We start from the raw sequence: 20,174 nt of genomic DNA, 5'->3' as shown, positions 1-20,174 counted from the left end.
ATTTAATAATGGCTCTGCCGGTTTTTTTGTGGGCGCTCGATTCGCTATTTAGAATAACTGCATTTAGGCCAACCGTGACCCGTTGCCTAGAACAGCTGCCGCGAAATATCGTCGGTGTCGCCCGTTCCCAATCCGCCGCGTTCTTCTGCGCTGATGGCCTCGGGTTCGTCTTCTTCACGGAACAGCTCGAATACGCCCTCATCGCCGGGGTGGACGCGCCTGCCGGTATCTGCATTAATGCGCACATTCACAATGCCATTGGGGCGCGGCATATTCGCAGAGGGCGTCTGGTCCAGAGCAACTTTCATGTAGTCGATCCAGATGGGCAGGGCGGTGCTAGCGCCGAATTCGTTTCGGCCCAAGGGTGCTGGCTGGTCAAAGCCGACCCAGGAAATAACCGCTTGCTGATAGTTGAAGCCGGCAAACCAGGTGTCTATTTGCTCGTTGGTGGTACCGGTTTTTCCAGCAAGATCGTCCCGGTTCAGAGCGCTGGCACGGCGACCGGTGCCCAGTTTGATTACGTCACGCATCATGGAGTGCAAAATGTACACCGAACGCTCGTCGGCCAGTCTTGGCATCAGTCGGGCTGGCGCTTGCACAACGCTATCCAGAGGGTCGGCGCTCAGTTCGGTCACAATAAAATCGTCGTTTGTGTCACCGCTGTTGTCTGTGTCCTGCAAGCCGATGTCTTCAATTTCAACGGCGTTACCGCAATTGCTGTCGCAAAGAATCACTTCAGGTGCTTTGTAAATCGCCGTGCCGCGCGCGTCGTCAATTTGGCGGATCAGGAAAGGCTGTACGTCATAGCCACCGTTGGCAATAACGGCCATGCCCCGCGCCAGTTCAATTGGTGATAGCAAGCCGCTGCCCAAGGCCAGAGATAGATTGGCGGGCATGTCTGCAGTGGGTACTTTTAGCTGTTCGAGGTAATCCAGCATCGGCTGGATGCCCAGGTCGCGCAGCAAACGGACAGACACCAGGTTGCGTGAGCGGTACAGGGCTTCGCGCAGGCGTGTTGGGCCGTAGAACTGGCCGGATGAATTTTGCGGGCGCCACGCAATTTCCTGACCTTTTTCTTCCAGAACGATGGGCGAGTCATTAATCAGCGTTGCCGGGGTAAAGCCGGATTCCAGAGCGTTCAGGTAAAGAAATGGCTTAAACGTGGAGCCGGGTTGACGCTTGGCCTGGATAGCGCGGTTGTATTTGCTTTGCCCGAAGCTATAGCCGCCACTCAGTGCTTCGATGGCACCGGTTTCTGCGGTTAAGGCGATCAGCGCGCCTTCTACTCGCGGCACCTGATACAGCGCTACGTTTCGCACCATGTCGGTAAGATCTTGCACTTGGATGTCGTCGGTGGGCTGCGGAGCCGGGTTATTCAGCGCTTTTACATAAACCACATCGCCAGGGCTGAGCACGTCTGACGGTTTTTTTGGCGCCGGGCCGGTCAGGTTTTCTGTGCGGTAACGCTGGGCCCACGTCATGGTGTCAAGTGCCATGGTTACGGGGCCAAAGAAACGGGCATGCAGCTTGGCTGTGCCGTTATTGTCATCGGTTTGCAGAACCACCGCAGGAATTAGCGGCCCGGTTCTCGGGTAAGGGCGCAGGGCCGCGGCGAGTTCGTTGGCGTTCAATGATTTTGTGTCAATGGTTCCCACCGCACCGCGAAATCCGTGACGCCGATCATAGGCTTCCAGTCCCTGGCGCAGGGCGTCAGTGGCCGTTTGCTGTTTTACGCTGTCTACGGTCAGGGTTACCGAATAGCCATCGGTGTAGGCGTTATCGCCAAAGCGCCTGACCATTTCGGAGCGGGCCATTTCAGCGACGTAGTCGGCGTCCACTTCGGTTTCGGTGGCATTATAGGTGGCTGTCAATTCGGCATTAACGGCTTGTTCGTAGTCGTCCTGAGAAATCATCTCAAGCTCTTTCATGCGCCCCAATATCCAGTTTCGCCGTGCCAGAGCGCGGCTTGGATTTGCCAAGGGGTTAAAAGCCGACGGTGCCTTTGGCAGGCCGGCCAGCATGGCCATTTGGGCCAGCGTTAATTCGTTCACGGGTTTGTTGTAATAAACCTGGCTGGCGGCAGCAATGCCGTAGGCGCGGTTGCCTAGATAGATCTTGTTCAGGTAAAGCTCAAAGATTGTGTCTTTGTCCAGCTCACGCTCAATTTGCAGAGCCAACAGAATTTCGTTGAATTTACGAATGAACGTGCGATCTCGCGACAAAAAGTAGTTTTTTGCTACCTGCATGGTAATGGTGCTGCCGCCGGACTGTATTTGGCCGGTAGAAGCCAGTTCCAGTGCGGCTCGCGCTAAACCTCTTATGTCCACGCCGAAGTGCTCATAAAAACGGGCGTCCTCTGCAGCGAGAAATGCTTGCAGTTGGCGCTCGGGAACTTGCTCGATTGTGACGGGTGCCCTTCTTTTTTCACCAAATTCTGCTATTAATTTGCCGTCCTGACTGAATATCCGCAGCGGTGTTTGCAGCTTTATATCAAACAACTGCTCGGCGGCGGGCAGGCCGGGCCGAAGATACAAATAGAAGCCGGAACCGAGGACAAGGGCAACACTCAGTCCGGTTAGAAAAAGCCAGATGAAAAGGCGAGAAGTACGCATCAAATAGGACATTTTTTTCTGACAACAGTTGGATATAGGTCTATGATTTGAACCATTGTATTAGGAAGGAAGACTACTTCGCTGATACAAAAGCCCTGCGTTAAGAACAATAGGGATTGTAATCGGAATACAGAAGAATTTCTCTTAAATAAAAAACATATAAAGTACATAACCGGCTGCAATTAACCAGTTATAGGGTGAGCGCGTGTTTGGATATTTCGGGAAGAAATCCTGTGCTGTGCTGGGCTTGGACATAAGCTCAAGCTCGGTCAAGCTCTTGGAGCTGTCAAAACAGGGCGACCGCTTTCGGGTTGAAAGCTACGCCGTCGAACCTTTACCTGCAAATGCCGTGGTGGAAAAGAACATCACGAACGTCGAAGCCGTAGGTGACGTGATCAAACGTGTGGTATCCAAATCCCGCTCCGGCGTCAAGCAAGTGGCCGTTGCCGTGTCCGGTTCCGCGGTGATCACCAAAGTGATCCAGATGGATGGCGGCATTAACGAATTCGAAATGGAAGACCAGATTGCCCTGGAGGCCGACCAATACATTCCTTATCAGCTGGATGAAGTCGCGATTGATTTCGAGGTACAGGGTCCCTCTGAAGCCAATCCGGATAAGGTTGATGTACTGATTGCTGCCTGCCGCAAAGAGAACGTTGATGTGCGCCAAGGCGCACTGGATATTGCCGGCCTGACCACCAAAGTGGTTGACGTAGAGGCCTATGCCCTCGAACGTGCCTATCAACTGATTGAATCGCAATTGAACTCCCACGCCGACGATCTGGTTGTGGCGATCATGGATGTGGGCGCCACCATGGCTACGCTGAGCGTGATTGCCGAAGGCAAAACTGTGTATACCCGCGAACAGGTTTTTGGTGGCAAACAGCTAACCGAAGAAATCCAGCGCCGCTATGGTCTGTCGCTGGAGGAAGCCGGCCTGGCCAAAAAGCAGGGTGGTTTGCCCGACGATTATGAAGCCGAAGTGCTGAATCCGTTTCGCGAGGCGGTGGTGCAGCAAGTCGCTCGGGCGATGCAGTTCTTTTTTGGTGCCAGCCAGTACAACTCGGTGGATTATGTGGTTTTGGCCGGCGGCACTTCGGCAATACCCGGGCTTGTTGACATGGTAGAGGAAAAAACGGGCACGCCCACGCTGGTAGCCAACCCGTTCGCGGACATGGCTGTGAGCTCGCGGGTTAATGCGTCGGCGTTGAGTAACGATGCCCCCTCGTTGATGATCGCGTGTGGTCTGGCAATGAGGAGCTTCGACTGATGGCAAGAATCAATCTTCGGCCTTGGCGTGAAGAGCTGCGCGCAGAAAAACAGAAACAGTTTGTGGTGATGCTGCTGGGCGCTGCCATTATTGCAGGCGGTTTGGCGTTTTTGTGGAAAAATAATGTAGACAGCCGCATTGCTTACCAACAATCCCGCAATGCTTATATTTCAACAGCCACTAGCAAGCTTGATGAGCAGATTAAAGAAATTGAAAGCCTGAAGCGTAAACGTAACGAGCTGCTGGCGCGCATGAAGGTCATTCAGGACTTGCAGGGCAAGCGCCCGGTTATTGTGCGGGTATTCGACGAGCTGGTCCGCACCGTGCCCGATGGCCTGTATTTCAATGATCTGAAGAAAGTCGGTGACCGCCTGGATGTTGTAGGTATGGCAGAGTCTAACAGCCGGATTTCGTCGCTGATGCGGCAATTTGAAGATTCCGACTGGTTTACCAATCCCAATCTGTCCAACGTGTCGGCGGCGGATGCCCGCCGTGCAGGTTACAGTCAGTTCAATCTGTCCGTCAGTCAGCAAACCCCTGGCGTCGTTGAAGGGGAGGAGAAATAATGAGCCTAGCGGACTCGCTGAAAAGCCTGAACGAATTCGATATCAACGATCTGGACATGAATAACGCCGGTATCTGGCCGGCACCGGTCAAAGCCATTGTGCTTCTGCTGGTGTTTGGCTTGATTATGGGTGGCGGCTACTGGTTCTTTATAAAAGACCAGTTTGCGCAACTGGACCGGGTGAAAAGTACAGAGCTGGAGCTGCGCCAGAGTTATGAGAGCAAGGCTTATCAGGTGGCTAACCTCAGCGTGTTCAAAGCGCAGATGGTCGAAATGGAAGAGACCTTCGGGGCGCTGGTACGTCAGTTGCCGAGTGAAACCGAAGTGCCAGGCCTTTTGGAAGACATTACCAATACCGCGCTGGGTAGCGGTCTGGCTTTGCAGGAAGTGAAGCTGCAGCCGGAGCAGAAACGGGATTTTTATTCCGAATTGCCTATAAATATTCGGGTGTCGGGCTCATACCATAAGCTGGCTGCGTTTGTTAGCAGCGTGGCGAGCTTGCCGCGTATTGTGACTTTGCATGATTTGACCATCAAACCCACCGGAGCGGACAACGATCAGCTGGACATGCAGGTTGTTGCCCGGACCTATCGCTACCGGGCCGGAGAATGAGCATGACGGTAAACCATGCCGGAAAAGCCTGTCTGGGCCTGTGCCTGGCATTGTCGCTGACAGCCTGCTCCCAGAGCAGCGGCTTTTCCGATCTTGACGTGTTTATGGAAGAGACCCGCGCAAAACCCCGGGGTTTTGTCGAACCATTGCCGGAGTTCAACGCTTACGAGGCGTTTAGCTATTCGGCGGCAGATCAGCGCTCGCCGTTTGAGCCGCCCATCGACGTGCAGTTGACGATGATCAGCGAGCAGGAACAGCAAGCGATGAGTGACGTAAAGCCGGATCTGGACCGGCCGCGGGAAGTGCTGGAAAACTTCGATCTGAAAGATCTGGATATGGTGGGCACCCTGCGTAACAGTGCAGGCACGCTGTTTGCCTTGTTAAAAGACAACAGTGGCGGCATTCACCGTATCAACAGCGGCAATTTTATCGGTAAAAACTACGGTCGTATTGTGGGTGTAGGCGAGACCCGCGTCGAACTGTTGGAAATCGTGCCCGACGGCCGTGGCGGATGGGTAGAACGCCCGCGCCAACTGTCGCTGGACGAAGGTGATAGCGATGGAGCGGCACGATGATGAATAACAGCAATATGAATGCACAAAAATGCTTGAAGCCGAGGCTAGCGATGTTCAAAAAACTCAACGTAATTGTCTGCGCGTTAACCGTTGGGTTTTTGTCCAGCCTGGCTAGCGCTGCCACTTTGCAGGATGTGTCGTTTTCTTCTTTACCCGGGGATCGGCTGGAAGTGACTTTGCAGTTTGACGGCCCACCGCCTGAGCCGACGGGTTACACCATTGAACGCCCGGCCCGTATTGCGGTAGACCTGAAAGACACCACCAGCGCTCTGGGTGCCCGCAGCCTGCCGCTGGGTAGCGGGAATGCGCAAAGCATGACCGTTGTTGAAACCAACGACCGCACCCGCCTTATTTTCAACCTGATTGAGCTGGTTCCTTACACCACACAGCGCGATAAAAACTCGTTGGTTATGATTATTGGCGGCGATTCCGCCGACGTAGCCAGTGACGTTTCTGGATCTGACGTTGCCAGCCCTGTTGCCTCGTCAGCGGACGCAGCGCCGGCGTTGGTGGGCGTTGATTTTCGTCGCGGCGCACAAGGTGAAGGCCGTGTGGTGGTGCGTCTGGCCAGTGCGACGACTCAGGTTGACCTGAGCGAGCTGGGCGGAAAAATTCGCCTGACCATGCCGGATCTGACCGTGCCCGAGCGCCTGCGCCGCCGTCTGGACGTCACAGATTTCGCCACGCCGGTACAACGGATCGACACCTTTATTGAGGGTGGCAGTGCGGTCATAGAAATTCGTCCGGAAGGTGATTACGACTACATTGCGTACCAGTCTGGCAACGAATTTACCGTGAGTGTTGAACGGCTAAGCGAGGAAGAGGCGGAAACCCGCCGCGAGGAGAAGTTCCCGTATTCCGGCGAAAAGCTCTCGCTAAACTTTCAGGATATTGAAGTTCGTTCGGTGCTTCAGCTGATTGCCGATTTTACCGGCTTGAACCTGGTGGCCAGTGACACCGTTGGTGGCAGCATTACTCTGCGCTTGCAGAACGTGCCTTGGGATCAGGCGCTGGATCTGATTTTGAAAACCAAAGGCCTGGACAAGCGCCAGATCGGCAACGTGTTACTGGTAGCGCCGGCTGACGAAATTGCGGCTCGTGAACGGCTGGAACTGGAAACCAGTAAGCAAATCGCTGAGCTGGCTCCGGTGCGCCTTGACATCATTCAGGTCAATTACGCCAAAGCGGCGGAAGTGGTAGCGCTGGTGCAGGCTGACCAAGAGCTTATTTCCAGCCGCGGTTTCATTTCCTCAGACGCCCGAACCAACACCATCAGTGTGCGTGAAACCATTGAGAAACTCGATGAGATCCGTCGCCTGGTGTCCACTTGGGATGTGCCCGGGCGTCAGGTTTCCATCGAAGCCAGGATTGTACGTGCGCAGACCAGCGTGGCCGAGAGCCTGGGCGTTCGCTGGGGCGGTGCTTCTTATGGTAATAATGGCAACAACGAAACGATTGTTGGTGGTTCTCTGGAAACGGTCGGCGGTGTAATGAGCGCCGACGGTGCGAATTCAACTTCGGTTACCTTCCCTGGCGCTTTGGCGGTAGATCTTGGCGTATCTGGCGATAGTGCCTCATCGTTTGCGGTTGGTTTCAGTGGCGGCGACTTTCTGGTAGACCTTGAGCTGTCGGCTTTGGAAAGCGATGGCAAAGCAGAAATTGTGTCTCAGCCACGAGTTGTAACCGCGGATCGCCAGACCGCGTCTATCAAATCGGGTACGGAAATTCCGTATCAGGAAGCCAGCAGCAGCGGCGCCACCACTACGTCGTTTAAAGAAGCGGTGTTGTCATTGGAGGTAACGCCGCAGATCACACCGGATGACAAAATCATCATGGACCTTGAGGTGAATCAAGACTCCCGTGGCGAAGACACCCCCGACGGCCCGGCCATAAACACCAACTCGGTGACAACTCAGGTACTGGTCGCCAACGGTGAAACCATCGTTCTGGGCGGTATTTTCGAATCGACCAACACCGAAACTACTACCAAAACACCGTTCTTGGGCGACATTCCCTACCTGGGTAGGTTGTTCAAGCGCACCCAGAGCACTGAGCTGCGCAGTGAACTGCTGATTTTCATTACTCCGAAAATCATCAAAAACGACCTGGTTCGGTAAGTTATCCGCAACAAAAAAACCGCCGCTGCAAATCGGCGGTTTTTTTGTGTTCGGGAAACCCGCTGCAGAACTGGACAATCTTATAGAATGACGGCCCCTATGCTATTCTGACCGGCTTGAACCCTATTGAGCGGACGTTATGTTGTTGCCCAAGCGAGTTATTCTGGTTGGTCCCATGGGGGCCGGTAAAAGTACCATCGGCCGTATGCTGGCGCGTGAGCTGGGCTACCGCTTTTTGGATACCGACCGAATTATTGAAGAGCGCTGCGGTGCCAATATTCCCTGGATTTTTGACGTAGAGGGTGAAGACGGCTTCCGCCAGCGCGAAACCGCCATGCTGAGCGAACTGTCTACCGAGGCCGGTATCGTTCTGGCTACGGGCGGAGGCGCGGTTACGCGCGACGTAAATCACGAACTGCTGCGCCGTAATTCAGTGATTGTTTACCTGCGCACCTCGGTTGAGCACCAGGTAGAACGCACTCGCAAAGACCGCAATCGTCCGCTGTTGCAAACAGCGGATCCGGAAGCCGTGCTGCGCCATCTGTTTGCAATCCGTGACCCCATTTACACTGAGTTGGCCACCATCACCATGTACACGGATCGCAAGAGCCCGCGCTTGGTGGTGCGCCAACTGATTAATCTGCTGAACCCGAAAACACCCCGCCATATACGCCAGATTCGAAAGGAAGGTCGTCATCATGCCTGAATTACTCCGTGAACTTGAGGTAGATCTGGGTGAGCGCAGCTATCCGATACTGATTGGCCGGCAACTGTTGGGCCAATACGATTTAACGCCTTATGTTGGCGGATCTCAGGTGATGATTGTGTCCAACGACACCGTGGCCCCGCTTTATCTGGAGCAGGCAAAAGCCTGTTTTTCAGGCAAGCAGGTAGACTCGGTGATTTTGCCAGACGGCGAAAAACACAAAGACTGGCAAACCCTGAACCTGATTTTTGATGCTCTGCTGCAGCACAGGCACAATCGCACAACCACCCTGGTAGCCCTGGGCGGAGGCGTAGTGGGGGACATGACCGGGTTTGCGGCGGCAAGCTACCAGCGCGGCGTAGCGTTCATCCAGATTCCAACAACTCTGCTGTCGCAGGTGGATTCCTCTGTTGGCGGCAAAACCGGCATCAATCATCCCCTGGGTAAAAACATGATAGGGGCTTTTCATCAGCCCCAGGCCGTGCTGATTGATACCGATACCCTGGTGACGCTGCCAGACCGGGAAGTGTGTGCCGGGATGGCGGAAGTCATCAAATACGGTCTGATTCGTGATCTGCCTTTGCTGCACTGGCTGGATAAGAATCTTGGGTCTTTGCTCAAAAAAGATCCGCTGCACGTGGCAGAGGCCATTTACCGTTCTTGCGTCTGCAAGGCGGAAGTGGTGGCCATTGATGAACGCGAAGGCGGTCTAAGGGCAATACTCAATCTTGGCCACACCTTCGGCCACGCTATCGAGACGTTCGCCGGCTATGGCAACTGGTTACACGGGGAAGCCGTTGGCACCGGCATGTTGATGGCCGCGGATCTGTCCGCCCGCGAAGGTTTTATCAGTGCCGCCGAATGTCAGCAGATTTGCAGCCTGATCAGCCGTGCCGGATTGCCGCCGTTGGCGCCTGCAGCTATGCGCCCGGACGACTTCATAGAGCTGATGGCGGTGGATAAAAAGAATATAGACGGGCAGCTCAGGCTGGTTCTGCTGCAAGCGGTGGGCGAAGCGGTTGTGACCGCCAAAACTGCGCGCAAAAACCTTGAAGCAACCCTGAACGCTTTTTGCCAGCTTTGAACACCGAGCCCGAGACGACATCGCCATGGTCAACGACGACAATCTGAACAGCCAGGAAGTCGGGGGGCTTTTCCCTCGCCTGCAGGAGCGCTTTGGTCTGCGGGCAGACCCTTCCGCGATGGAAGCTCCGTTTTTTGCCGGCGCGCAGCGCCAATCTGCCCTTGAATCCTTGCGTCAGATGAGTGGTTTCGGCGACATGGTCGTTTTGGTTAGCGCCCCATCCGGGCTGGGTAAAACCCGGCTGCTGGCAGAACTGGTGCGCAGTGAATCGTCGCGGCTGGAGTTTCATCGCTTGGGCGGTGCAGCCTTGGGTAGCTCTCAGGCACTGATGCGAGATTTGTCCATAGTGGCCCGCAGTCTGGATTTAGAGGCCGGCCCCAAGGCTGCCCTATCGCAGTTTTTTAAATGGTCTGAGCAGCGTGCCGGCAAAGGCCAGCGCATGGTTCTGCTGATCGATAACGCCGAACAGGCGCCGACAGAAGTGTTGAATCTTTTGCAGAACGGTTTTTTGGGCGCCAACCGCAGTCTGGCAGCCTTGCCGGTGTTCGCCGGCACGGAAGCGCTGCCTGGCATGATGGAGCTGGCGCAACAGGCTTCGGGAAACGTGCACCAGATTACACTGGCGCCCTTAGGCCGGGACGAACTGGCGGACTACCTGCGGCCCAGGGTCAAGCTTGCTGGCGGGAATGCCGGTGAGTTGTTAAGCCCGGATCGCTTAAAACAGATTTATACTCGCAGCCTTGGTAATTTTTCCGCGATTCAGCGTATAACACCCAGTGTGTGGCTGGATATGGCGGGGCGGGCTGCTCCTGCGCAGCATCGTACCAGGATGCCCTGGCGCACTTTGGGGTGGCCGTTACTGGCGTTGATTTTGCTCGCCGCTTCTTGGTGGTTTGTTTCCCGCCAGTACGACACAGTGAAGAGCGAAGAAGACGCCAGCGCCCAGGCGCAAACCCCGGAGCGCGTGCGCAAGAGCATAACCATCGGCCCGGAGGCAGCACCAGAGCAAGGCACGGCAGCGCAGGCAGGGCCGTCAACGGGATCGGCCGCACCAGAGCCGGTCGTTGCCATGGATGATTCAGAGCCCGAACCTGCAACGGTAGCCGAGCCCGAGCCCGAGCCAGAGCCAGAGCCAGAGCCAGAGCCTGTGCCAGAGCCAGAGCCAGAGCCTGTGCCTGTGCCAGAGCCAGAGCCTGTGCCAGAGCCAGAGCCTGTGCCAGAGCCAGAGCCTGTGCCGGCAACGGTAGTTAAAGTTCAGCCTGTGCCTGTACCTTCGCCGCGAACCGCAGCGGAGGCAGTGCCTGCCCAAGCTGCGTTCACGCCGGCCATGCCGGATCGCTTCGTGCCCTTGGCGGAGCGCCGCAGCAGTGGTGGCTGGACCATTCAGCTGGTTGCCGGCAACCTTGAGCAAACCGCATTGAATGCTCTGCGTCGTTATCCGCAGGTCGATGCAATGGTGTATACCCGCGGTGAGCGCAACGGCAAACAGTGGTTTATGGTGTTTCAGGGCAATTATGCTACTAAGGATGCCGCGCAGCAGGCGGCGCAAACGTTGCCCTCTGGTCTGGTTTCAGGTGCGCCTTGGGTGCGTGAGAACCGGAGTTTGTAGTCCCGAAGGGTCAAAATCGACTCGTTTTGGTGCGCTGATAGAGTTGTCGGGTTTTTCGTGACCTGTGCTGGTGCATAACGTTAAAAATTTCAAAAAGCCGTTTGAGCGGCGAATTTTCATCTGCGTAAACTGTCCGACTGATGTTAGAAATGTCAGAGAACTATTTGTGCGATTTTCGATAGCTCTCTGATAAAAAAGCTTTTATAGAGAGACTGCGCTTATGACAACTGGCTTGTACCAACTCGGTGAATTCAAAGATAACTGTGGCTTTGGCCTGATTGCTCACACCAAGGGCGAAGCCAGCCACCAATTGCTACAAACCGCCATTGAGTCGCTAACCTGTATGACTCACCGCGGCGGCATTGCCGCCGATGGCAAAACCGGCGATGGTTGTGGGCTGTTGTTGCAAAGCCCGGACAGTTTTCTACGCAAGATTGCCCGCGCACAGTTTGGCAAGGAACCCGGTGATCTGTTCGCGGTGGGCCAAGTGTTTCTGAGCCCGAATGAAAGCCAGGCAGGCGCCGCAAAGGCGGTTCTGGAAAAGCGCCTGTGTGAACAGGGGCTGGAGGTGATGGGTTGGCGCAATGTGCCTGTGGATACCTCTTTTCTGGGCCCCATGGCGCTGGATTGCATGCCACGCATTGAGCAGGTGTTTGTATTGCCTGCGGGCAAGCCCGAAAGTGACTTTGCCATCAGCCTGTTTGTAGGTCGCCGCTTTGCCGAGCGCGATCTGGCTGACGACAGCGAATTCTATATTTGTAGCCTGTCGCACCGCACGCTGGCGTACAAAGGCTTGATGATGCCTGCGGACCTGGCGAACTTCTATCGCGATCTGGACGACCCGGATCTGCAAACCGCTATTTGCGTATTCCACCAGCGCTTCTCCACCAACACCATGCCGCGCTGGCCGCTGGCACAGCCATTCCGTTACCTTGCTCACAACGGCGAGATTAACACCATTGATGGCAACCGTAATTGGGCGATTGCCCGTGCTGCAAAATTCAGCTCGCCGCGCCTGCCGGACCTGAAAACGTTGCAACCTCTGGTCAACCTGACCGGCTCCGATTCGTCCAGCATGGACAACATGCTGGAAGTGCTGCTGGCAGGCGGTGTTGATCTGTTCCGCGCCGCGCGGATGATGGTGCCGCCGGCCTGGCAAAACGTAGACACCATGGACGCAGACTTGCGCGCCTTCTACGAATACAACTCCATGCACATGGAACCCTGGGACGGCCCTGCCGGCCTGGTATTAACCGACGGCCGCTACGCCTTGTGTATGCTTGACCGCAACGGCCTGCGCCCGGCGCGTTGGGTACATACCAAAAACGATTTTCTCACCGTCGCTTCGGAAATCGGCACCTACGGTTACAAACCGGATGACGTGGTAGCAAAGGGTCGCGTTGGCCCCGGGCAGATGCTGGCCATTGATACAGAAACCGGCGAGATTCTGCACACCCGCGATATCGATCAGCGTCTGAAAACGGCTCAGCCTTATAAACGCTGGCTGCGGGAAAACGCTCTGCGGGTAGAGTCCACGCTGCATCAGGACGCCCCGGATTTCGAACTGCTGGGCGCCGACGAAATTCTGGTGCACCAGAAGATGTTCAACGTGTCATTTGAAGAACGCGACCAGATACTGCGCCCTTTGGGCGAGAACGGTCAGGAAGCCGTGGGCTCCATGGGCGACGATACGCCAATGGCGGTGTTGTCGAGCAAAGTGCGTCACCTGGCGGACTATTTCCGCCAAAAGTTTGCCCAGGTTACCAACCCGCCCATCGATCCACTGCGCGAAGCCATCGTGATGTCGCTGGAAACCTGCTTGGGTGCCGAGCGCAATGTGTTTGAAGAAGCGGCCGAGCACGCCGATCGGGTGATTCTGAATACACCGGTGCTGTCGCCGGCAAAATTCCAGCGTATGCGGGTAAATAAACGCCCCGGCTTTGCGGTAGCAACAATCCCATTGAGCTATGCCCCGGAAGAAGGTCTTCAGCAGGCCGTCAGGCGCGTGTGCGCCACTGCAGAACAGGCGGTGCGCGATGGCAAATCGCAGATTCTTCTGAGTGACAGCGATTTGCAGCAAGGCCAGCTTCCCGTGAACGCCCTCATGGCGACCGGCGCCGTGCACCACCACCTTGTGGCTCAAGGCTTACGCTGCGACTCCAATATTGTGGTAGAAACCGGTTGGGCGCGAGACCCTCACCATTTTGCGGTGCTGTTCGGTTTTGGCGCCACGGCGGTGTATCCATACTTGGCGTACCAGGTGCTTAATGACCTGATTCGCACCGGCGAAATGCTGGTCGACCCCATCGACGCCAAGAATAACTATCGTAAAGGCATCAACAAAGGCCTGCTCAAAATCCTGTCCAAAATGGGCATCTCCACCATTGCCTCTTATCGCGGAGCGCAGCTTTTTGAGGCCATCGGGCTGGCCGATGAAGTGGCTGACCTGTGCTTCAAGGGCGTGCCCTGCCGGATTCAGGGCGCCGATTTCTACGACTTCCAGCACGACCAGGAACAACTGGCCAAGCTGGCGTGGAAGCCACGCAAGCCTCTTTCACCCGGTGGCATTCTGAAGTACGTACACGGTCAGGAATATCACGCTTTCAATCCGGATATTGTGGCCAAGTTGCAAGACGCTGTTACCAGCGGCGACTACCGCCAGTATCAGGAATACGCCGGGTTGGTTAATCATCGGCCGGTGGCTACGTTGCGGGATCTGCTTGGGCTGCGCGAAGGCATTCAGCCGGTGGACCTGGCCGACGTTGAGCCGGTAGAGAAAATTTTCACCCGCTTTGATTCGGCTGGAATGTCCCTGGGTGCACTGTCACCAGAGGCCCATGAGGCCCTGGCGGTGGCTATGAACACCCTGGGTGGGCGCTCCAATTCCGGTGAGGGTGGCGAAGATCCGGCTCGCTATGGCAACGAGAAACGCTCCAAAATTAAACAGATAGCCTCAGGCCGTTTCGGCGTTACCGCTGAATATCTGCGCAGCGCAGACGTTATGCAGATCAAAATTGCCCAGGGCGCCAAGCCGGGCGAGGGTGGTCAGCTACCAGGCGGTAAAGTGAACGCGTTGATTGCTCGTTTGCGTTATTCGGTGCCGGGCGTAACGCTGATTTCGCCGCCACCACACCACGACATTTACTCTATCGAGGATTTGGCCCAGCTGATTTTTGATCTGAAGCAGGTTAACCCGCAAGCGTTGGTTTCGGTGAAGCTGGTGTCTGAGCCGGGCGTGGGCACTATTGCAGCGGGTGTCGTTAAAGCCTACGCGGATCTGATTACGGTGTCTGGTTATGATGGCGGCACGGCGGCCAGCCCGCTAAGCTCTATCCGTTATGCCGGTTCGCCTTGGGAACTGGGGTTGGCGGAAACCCAACAGGCCCTGCGAGCCAACGATTTGCGCGGCAGAGTTCGCCTGCAAACCGACGGTGGCATAAAAACCGGCCTGGATGTGGTAAAGGCCGCCATCCTGGGTGCCGAGAGCTTTGCGTTTGGCACCACGCCGATGGTAGCGCTGGGTTGTAAATACCTTCGAATTTGCCACCTGAACAACTGCGCCACTGGCGTAGCCACCCAGAATGAGCAGCTGCGCGAGGATCACTTCAAAGGCACGGTGGAAATGGCGATGAACTTCTTCCGCTTTGTAGCGGAAGAAACTCGCGAATGGATGGCACAGCTGGGAGTGCGTTCCCTGCAGGAACTGGTAGGCCGCACCGACCTTCTGGTGCGTCTGCCGGGTGATACCGAGCGCCAGCGCAAACTGGACCTGAGCCGCTTGCTAAACAACGATCAGATCCCGGCGGATAAACCGCAAACCTGTCAGATGGCGCGCAACGAACCCTTTGACAAAGGCACGCTTGCGGAAAAAATGCTCAGTGACGTCCGCAGCGCCATAGACAACAAAAGCGGTGGTGCCTGGAGCTACCGGGTAACGAACTGTGACCGCTCCATTGGCGCGCGGCTGTCGGGTGAAATTGCCGCACTGCATGGCAACCAAAGCATGGCGGACGCCCCCATCACGCTGGATTTGACCGGTACCGCTGGCCAGAGCTTTGGTGTCTGGAACGTCGCCGGTCTGAACCTGATACTGGAAGGCGACGCCAACGATTATGTGGGCAAAGGCATGACCGGCGGCAAGCTGGTGCTTTACCCGCCCCGGGGCAGTGTTTTCACGGCCCGGGAAACCGCGATTATTGGTAACACCTGTTTGTATGGCGCCACCGGCGGCAAGCTGTTTTCAGCCGGTACAGCCGGCGAGCGCTTTGCCGTGCGCAATTCCGGCGCCCATGCGGTGGTAGAAGGTGCAGGCGACCATTGCTGTGAGTACATGACAGGCGGCCTGGTGACGGTACTGGGCAGTACTGGACACAACTTCGGCGCGGGTATGACTGGTGGTTTTGCCTATGTGCTGGACCAGAACAATACCTTCGTTGACAAATACAACCACGAGCTTGTGGAGATACAGCGAATCTCCAGTGAAGACATGGAAGCCTATCGCAATCATTTGCGCAGCGTTATTCGTGAACACATTGCGGAAACCGCCAGTGAGTGGGGCCAGCAGCTGTTGGCGAATTTCGACGATTACATTGGTCGGTTCTGGCTGGTGAAGCCCAAGGCCGCAAACTTGCGCAGCCTGCTGGCCAACACCCGGGCGCGCCCGGAATAAAGCCAGCGCGGGCCCGCCCGTCGACACCCAACGGATACGCCCCGCGGCGGATCAGTGCGAACAGACGAATGTAGAGAGCAATCCATGAAAGAGCGACTGAATAACGATTTCCAGTTTGTAGAAGTAGGGCGCGTAGACCCGAAAAAGGTCCCGGCCCGCAAGCGCAAAAAGGAATTCAATGAAATTTATACACCTTACACGCAGGATCAGGCGGCGTCCCAGTCCCATCGGTGTCTGGAGTGTGGTAATCCCTATTGCGAGTGGAAGTGCCCGGTACACAACTACATCCCCAACTGGCTGAAGCTGGTGGCGGAAGGCAACATCATGAAGGCCGTGGAGTTGTGTCATCAGACCAATTCACTGCCCGAGGTGTGTGGGCGGGTGTGCCCGCAAGACCGCTTGTGTGAGGGTGATTGCACCTTGAATGACGGTTACGGCGCGGTGACCATCGGCTCGGTAGAAAAGTACATCACCGATACCGCCTTTGCCCTGGGCTGGAAGCCGGATATGTCGAAGGTGGTGCGCACCGACAAGCGCGTGGCGGTGATTGGCGCCGGGCCCGCGGGCCTGGCCTGCGCCGACGTGCTGGTGCGCAGCGGTGTAACGCCGGTGGTGTTCGATATTTACCCGGAAATTGGCGGCCTGCTGACCTTTGGCATCCCCGAGTTCAAACTGGAAAAGTCGGTAATGGCGCGCCGCCGCAAAGTGTTTGAAGAGATGGGTGTTGAATTTCGGCTGTCCACCGAAGTGGGTAAAGACATACAGATGAGCAATCTGCTCAGCGACTTCGATGCGGTATTTATGGGCATGGGCACCTACACCTCCTTGCAAGGTGATTTCCCCGGCGAAGATCTGGCCGGCGTTCATAAGGCTCTGCCATTTCTGATTTCTAACGTAAATCGTCGCTTGGGATTTGAAGTCAGTACTGAGGACTTCATCGATATGCAGGGTAAGCGAGTAGTGGTGCTTGGTGGCGGAGACACAGCCATGGATTGCAATCGCACCTCCATTCGCCAGCAAGCCGCCAGCGTAACCTGTGCTTACCGTCGCGATGAAGCCAATATGCCCGGCTCACGGCGGGAAGTATCGAATGCCCGCGAAGAAGGCGTGAACTTCATGTTTAATCGCCAACCGGTGGCCATTGTCGGTGACGGTCAGGTGGAAGGCGTGAAAGTGGTGTCTACCCAGCTTGGCGAGCCTGACGAAAACGGTCGCCGCCGGCCGGAAGTGATTCCGGGCACTGAGGAAATCATTCCTGCAGACGCGGTGCTGATGGCCTTTGGTTTTCGCCCCAGCCCGGCAGAATGGTTCGGCCAGCATCAGGTGAGCACCAGCGATTCCGGCCTGGTGACGGCGCCAGAGAAAGCGGATTTTGCCTTCCAGACCAGCAACCCCAAGGTGTTTGCCGGCGGCGACATGGTGCGGGGCTCTGACCTGGTGGTAACGGCCATCTGGGAAGGCCGCCAGGCTGCAGAAGGCATCATGGATTATCTAGATATCTGAAATAAGTTAGAGGTGAATCAGAGGGCGGCCTGCAAAAAACAGGTCGCCCTTTTTTATTGAGGCAAACGGGGTATCATTGCCTGCTGAATGTTATGACCATTTAATGACTGAGAACGCTGGACATTTTTATGACTGAACTGAAGAACGATCGTTTCCTTCGCGCCCTGATGGGCCAGCCTGTAGACCGCACGCCGGTGTGGATGATGCGCCAGGCCGGTCGCTATCTGCCGGAATATCGCGCTACCCGCGCCAAGGCCGGTGACTTTCTCAGTTTGTGCAAAAACACGCCGCTGGCCTGTGAAGTTACTCTGCAGCCGCTCGAGCGTTTCCCGCTGGACGCGGCCATTCTGTTTTCTGACATCCTGACCATTCCGGACGCGCTGGGCCTGGGCCTTTACTTTGAAACCGGTGAAGGCCCGAAGTTCAAACACACCATTCGTTCCGCTGCCGATGTAGACGCGTTGCCAAAAATCAACGCCGAGGTGGATCTGGATTACGTAATGAACGCGGTGTCGACCATCCGCAGTGCGCTGAACGGACGGGTGCCGCTGATTGGTTTCTCTGGCAGCCCCTGGACCTTGGCTACTTATATGGTAGAAGGCGGTTCGTCGAAAGATTTCCGCGAAGCCAAAAAGCTGATGTACGGCCAGCCCGAAGTCATGCACAAGTTGCTGGACCACCTGGCAGATGCGGTTACCGATTACCTGAACGGCCAGATTCGCGCCGGCGCCCAAGTGGTGCAGATTTTTGACACCTGGGGCGGCGTGCTCACCACCTGGGCTTATGAAGAGTTCTCCTTGAAGTACATGCGTAAAATCATCGCTGGCCTGAATCTGGAAAGCGAAGGCCGCAGGGTGCCGGTGATTGTGTTCACCAAAAACGGTGGTCAGTGGCTGGAAACCATTGCAGACTGTGGCGCCGACGCTGTGGGCCTGGACTGGACCACGGACATTGGCGACGCCCGCGCCCGAATTGGCGACAAAGTTGTGCTGCAGGGCAATATGGACCCGACCATGCTGTACGCGCCGCCCGCGCGCATTCGTGAAGAAGTGGGCGATATTCTGCGCCGCTTTGGCCATGGTTCGGGCCATATCTTCAATCTGGGCCACGGTATTACGCCGGATGTAGACCCAGCCCATGCCGGCGCGTTTATTGATGCGGTGGTAGAGCTGAGCCCGCAGTACCACCAAGGTCAAGAGCACCATAAAAATTAAGCGCACCATCAAAATTGATAGCACCATCAAAATTAATAGCATCATCAAAACGAACCGTACCAGAGCTGATTTATGGCCAAAGTGAAAACCTCGTATGTCTGCACCGATTGTGGTGCCGACTATTCCAAATGGCAGGGCCAGTGCACGGCTTGTAAAGAATGGAATACCCTTAGCGAGATGCGTGGGGTTTCCGCCCCGGCCCATAAAAGCGCCCGCGGTTCCCGCTTCGAAGGCTTCGCCGGCAGCCTGTCGGCGGTGCAAAGCCTGAATGATGTCAGCTTGGCCGAACAGGTTCGCTTGAGCACCGGCATGGCCGAGTTCGACCGGGTTCTGGGCGGTGGCCTGGTGGAAGGTTCGGCGGTGTTGATGGGCGGTCACCCCGGCGCCGGTAAAAGCACCCTGCTGTTGCAGGCTGTGTGCAACCTGGCAAGCTCGGTGTCGGCCCTTTACGTAACCGGCGAGGAATCTCTGCAACAGGTGGCCATGCGCGCCAAACGCCTGGGGTTGCCCACTTCAGATCTGAAAATGCTGTCAGAGACTAGCGTCGAGCGGCTGCTGCAGATTGTAGAAGTGGAAAAGCCGCGAATTCTGGTGATCGACAGTATTCAGGTGATGCACGTGGCCGATTCCGAATCGGCGCCCGGCAGCGTGTCCCAGGTGCGTGAAAGCGCCGCGTTTCTGACCCGCTTTGCCAAGCAAACCGGCACTATTTTGCTGTTGGTGGGGCACGTCACCAAAGACGGCAGCCTGGCCGGGCCGAAAGTGCTGGAGCACATGATTGACTGCTCCATTTTGCTGGAAGGCTCAAGCGACAGCCGCTATCGCACCCTGCGGGGTATCAAAAACCGCTTTGGTGCGGTGAACGAACTGGGCGTGTTCGCCATGCTGGAGCAGGGTTTGAAAGAAGTGAAGAACCCCAGCGCTATCTTTTTGAATCGTGGCGAAGAAGCGGCGCCCGGCAGTGTGGTGATGGTGGTGTGGGAAGGCACCCGGCCCATGCTGGTGGAAATTCAGGCGCTGGTGGATACGGCTCAGGGTAGTTATCCCCGGCGAGTGGCGGTAGGGCTGGATCAAAACCGGCTGGCCATGTTGCTGGCGGTTCTGCATCGCCATGGTGGCATGCACGTGGCGGATCAGGATGTGTTTGTGAACGTGGTGGGCGGCGTAAAAGTCGCTGAAACCAGTGCCGATCTGGCACTTCTGGCGGCCGTTGTGTCGTCATTCCGCGACCGTGCGCTGCCGCAAGATCTGATGATTTTTGGCGAAGTAGGCCTGTCTGGCGAAATTCGCCCGGTGCCCAACGGCCAGGAAAGGATCAACGAGGCGGCCAAGCACGGCTTTACCCACGCGCTGGTGCCAAAAGGCAACGCCCCGCGCAAAGCCGTTAACGGCATGAAGGTTATTCCGGTGACAAAGCTGAGTGACGCACTGACGGCTCTCGACGAACTTTAGCAAAATCTGCGCAAACATATTGGTGAAAGAGCAAGGCCAGGGACGGATTTCAAATCCGCCCCTAAGACCAAGGCGCAATACCAGGGACAGATTTGAAATCCGTCCCTAAGGCCAAAAAGTAAGATAGGGGACGGATTTCAAATCCGCCCCTGGTCCGGTCCCCGGTTGTTGCCCAAGAAGTGAGAG

Annotated in this window: 13 protein-coding genes; 12 read left to right on the top strand and 1 reads right to left on the bottom strand. The window is 56.2% G+C overall.

Translation table 11 applies throughout. The features are described 5' to 3' along the window. Positions 1-86: 86 nt before the first annotated feature. Positions 87-2,624: a penicillin-binding protein 1A gene (locus tag ATI45_RS11285; protein ID WP_098419585.1), complete on the bottom strand. Its 2,538-nt coding sequence runs from the start codon at positions 2,622-2,624 to the stop codon at positions 87-89. Positions 2,625-2,817: 193 nt separating this feature from the next. On the opposite strand from ATI45_RS11285, the gene ATI45_RS11280 reads away from it, so the two are divergent. The 12 genes from ATI45_RS11280 to radA all read left to right on the top strand — a co-directional run bounded on the left by ATI45_RS11280 (position 2,818) and on the right by radA (position 19,988). Then, on the top strand, positions 2,818-3,882 hold the full coding sequence (locus ATI45_RS11280) for a pilus assembly protein PilM (RefSeq protein ID WP_098419584.1): 1,065 nt from the start codon (positions 2,818-2,820) through the stop codon (positions 3,880-3,882). Continuing rightward, complete coding sequence (locus tag ATI45_RS11275; RefSeq protein WP_098419583.1) at positions 3,882-4,448, top strand: PilN domain-containing protein; 567 nt, start codon at positions 3,882-3,884, stop codon at positions 4,446-4,448. Before ATI45_RS11280 ends, ATI45_RS11275 begins: the two co-directional genes overlap by 1 nt. Next, positions 4,448-5,059 carry a type 4a pilus biogenesis protein PilO gene (locus ATI45_RS11270; protein WP_098419582.1) on the top strand — a complete coding sequence of 204 codons (612 nt, stop codon included), beginning with the start codon at positions 4,448-4,450 and terminating at the stop codon, positions 5,057-5,059. The genes ATI45_RS11275 and ATI45_RS11270 overlap by 1 nt, the downstream gene beginning before the upstream one ends. Before the next feature lie 2 nt (positions 5,060-5,061). After that, positions 5,062-5,634, top strand: coding sequence for a pilus assembly protein PilP (locus tag ATI45_RS11265; RefSeq protein ID WP_098419581.1), 573 nt, complete (start codon positions 5,062-5,064; stop codon positions 5,632-5,634). Beyond that, positions 5,634-7,751 carry a type IV pilus secretin PilQ gene (gene pilQ, locus ATI45_RS11260; RefSeq protein WP_098421726.1) on the top strand — a complete coding sequence of 706 codons (2,118 nt, stop codon included), beginning with the start codon at positions 5,634-5,636 and terminating at the stop codon, positions 7,749-7,751. The genes ATI45_RS11265 and pilQ overlap by 1 nt, the downstream gene beginning before the upstream one ends. Before the next feature lie 139 nt (positions 7,752-7,890). Next, entirely contained in the window at positions 7,891-8,457 is a 567-nt protein-coding gene (gene aroK / locus ATI45_RS11255; RefSeq protein ID WP_098419580.1) for a shikimate kinase AroK, read from the top strand. Next, on the top strand, positions 8,450-9,541 hold the full coding sequence (gene aroB / locus ATI45_RS11250) for a 3-dehydroquinate synthase (protein WP_098419579.1): 1,092 nt from the start codon (positions 8,450-8,452) through the stop codon (positions 9,539-9,541). Before aroK ends, aroB begins: the two co-directional genes overlap by 8 nt. 25 nt (positions 9,542-9,566) lie before the next feature. Continuing rightward, positions 9,567-11,150 carry an SPOR domain-containing protein gene (locus tag ATI45_RS11245; RefSeq protein ID WP_098419578.1) on the top strand — a complete coding sequence of 528 codons (1,584 nt, stop codon included), beginning with the start codon at positions 9,567-9,569 and terminating at the stop codon, positions 11,148-11,150. Between the two features lie 220 nt (positions 11,151-11,370). Next, entirely contained in the window at positions 11,371-15,819 is a 4,449-nt protein-coding gene (gltB, locus tag ATI45_RS11240; RefSeq protein WP_098419577.1) for a glutamate synthase large subunit, read from the top strand. An 84-nt stretch (positions 15,820-15,903) separates the two neighbouring features. Next, positions 15,904-17,322 (top strand): FAD-dependent oxidoreductase, encoded by a 1,419-nt coding sequence (locus ATI45_RS11235; RefSeq protein ID WP_098419576.1) that lies wholly within the window; start codon positions 15,904-15,906, stop codon positions 17,320-17,322. 128 nt (positions 17,323-17,450) lie between these two features. Then, entirely contained in the window at positions 17,451-18,536 is a 1,086-nt protein-coding gene (gene hemE, locus ATI45_RS11230; RefSeq protein WP_098419575.1) for a uroporphyrinogen decarboxylase, read from the top strand. Between the two features lie 72 nt (positions 18,537-18,608). Next, positions 18,609-19,988, top strand: a complete 1,380-nt coding sequence (gene radA / locus ATI45_RS11225) for a DNA repair protein RadA (protein WP_098419574.1) — start codon at positions 18,609-18,611, stop codon at positions 19,986-19,988. Positions 19,989-20,174: the final 186 nt, after the last annotated feature.

It is taken from the genome of Marinobacter sp. LV10MA510-1, from assembly GCF_002563885.1.
GTDB lineage: Bacteria > Pseudomonadota > Gammaproteobacteria > Pseudomonadales > Oleiphilaceae > Marinobacter.
The sequence above is the reverse complement of the archived record's forward strand: the minus strand, read 5'-3'. Positions and strand labels throughout refer to the sequence as shown.

Excerpts from the sequence above, each read along its gene's own strand:
- ATI45_RS11285 (WP_098419585.1), bottom strand. The coding sequence starts at position 2,624 with ATGTCCTATTTGATGCGTACTTCTCGCCTTTTCATCTGGCTTTTTCTA.
- ATI45_RS11275 (WP_098419583.1), top strand. The coding sequence starts at position 3,882 with ATGGCAAGAATCAATCTTCGGCCTTGGCGTGAAGAGCTGCGCGCAGAA.
- ATI45_RS11270 (WP_098419582.1), top strand. The coding sequence starts at position 4,448 with ATGAGCCTAGCGGACTCGCTGAAAAGCCTGAACGAATTCGATATCAAC.
- ATI45_RS11265 (WP_098419581.1), top strand. The coding sequence starts at position 5,062 with ATGACGGTAAACCATGCCGGAAAAGCCTGTCTGGGCCTGTGCCTGGCA.
- pilQ (WP_098421726.1), top strand. The coding sequence starts at position 5,634 with ATGAATAACAGCAATATGAATGCACAAAAATGCTTGAAGCCGAGGCTA.
- aroK (WP_098419580.1), top strand. The coding sequence starts at position 7,891 with ATGTTGTTGCCCAAGCGAGTTATTCTGGTTGGTCCCATGGGGGCCGGT.
- aroB (WP_098419579.1), top strand. The coding sequence starts at position 8,450 with ATGCCTGAATTACTCCGTGAACTTGAGGTAGATCTGGGTGAGCGCAGC.
- ATI45_RS11245 (WP_098419578.1), top strand. The coding sequence starts at position 9,567 with ATGGTCAACGACGACAATCTGAACAGCCAGGAAGTCGGGGGGCTTTTC.
- gltB (WP_098419577.1), top strand. The coding sequence starts at position 11,371 with ATGACAACTGGCTTGTACCAACTCGGTGAATTCAAAGATAACTGTGGC.
- ATI45_RS11235 (WP_098419576.1), top strand. The coding sequence starts at position 15,904 with ATGAAAGAGCGACTGAATAACGATTTCCAGTTTGTAGAAGTAGGGCGC.
- hemE (WP_098419575.1), top strand. The coding sequence starts at position 17,451 with ATGACTGAACTGAAGAACGATCGTTTCCTTCGCGCCCTGATGGGCCAG.
- radA (WP_098419574.1), top strand. The coding sequence starts at position 18,609 with ATGGCCAAAGTGAAAACCTCGTATGTCTGCACCGATTGTGGTGCCGAC.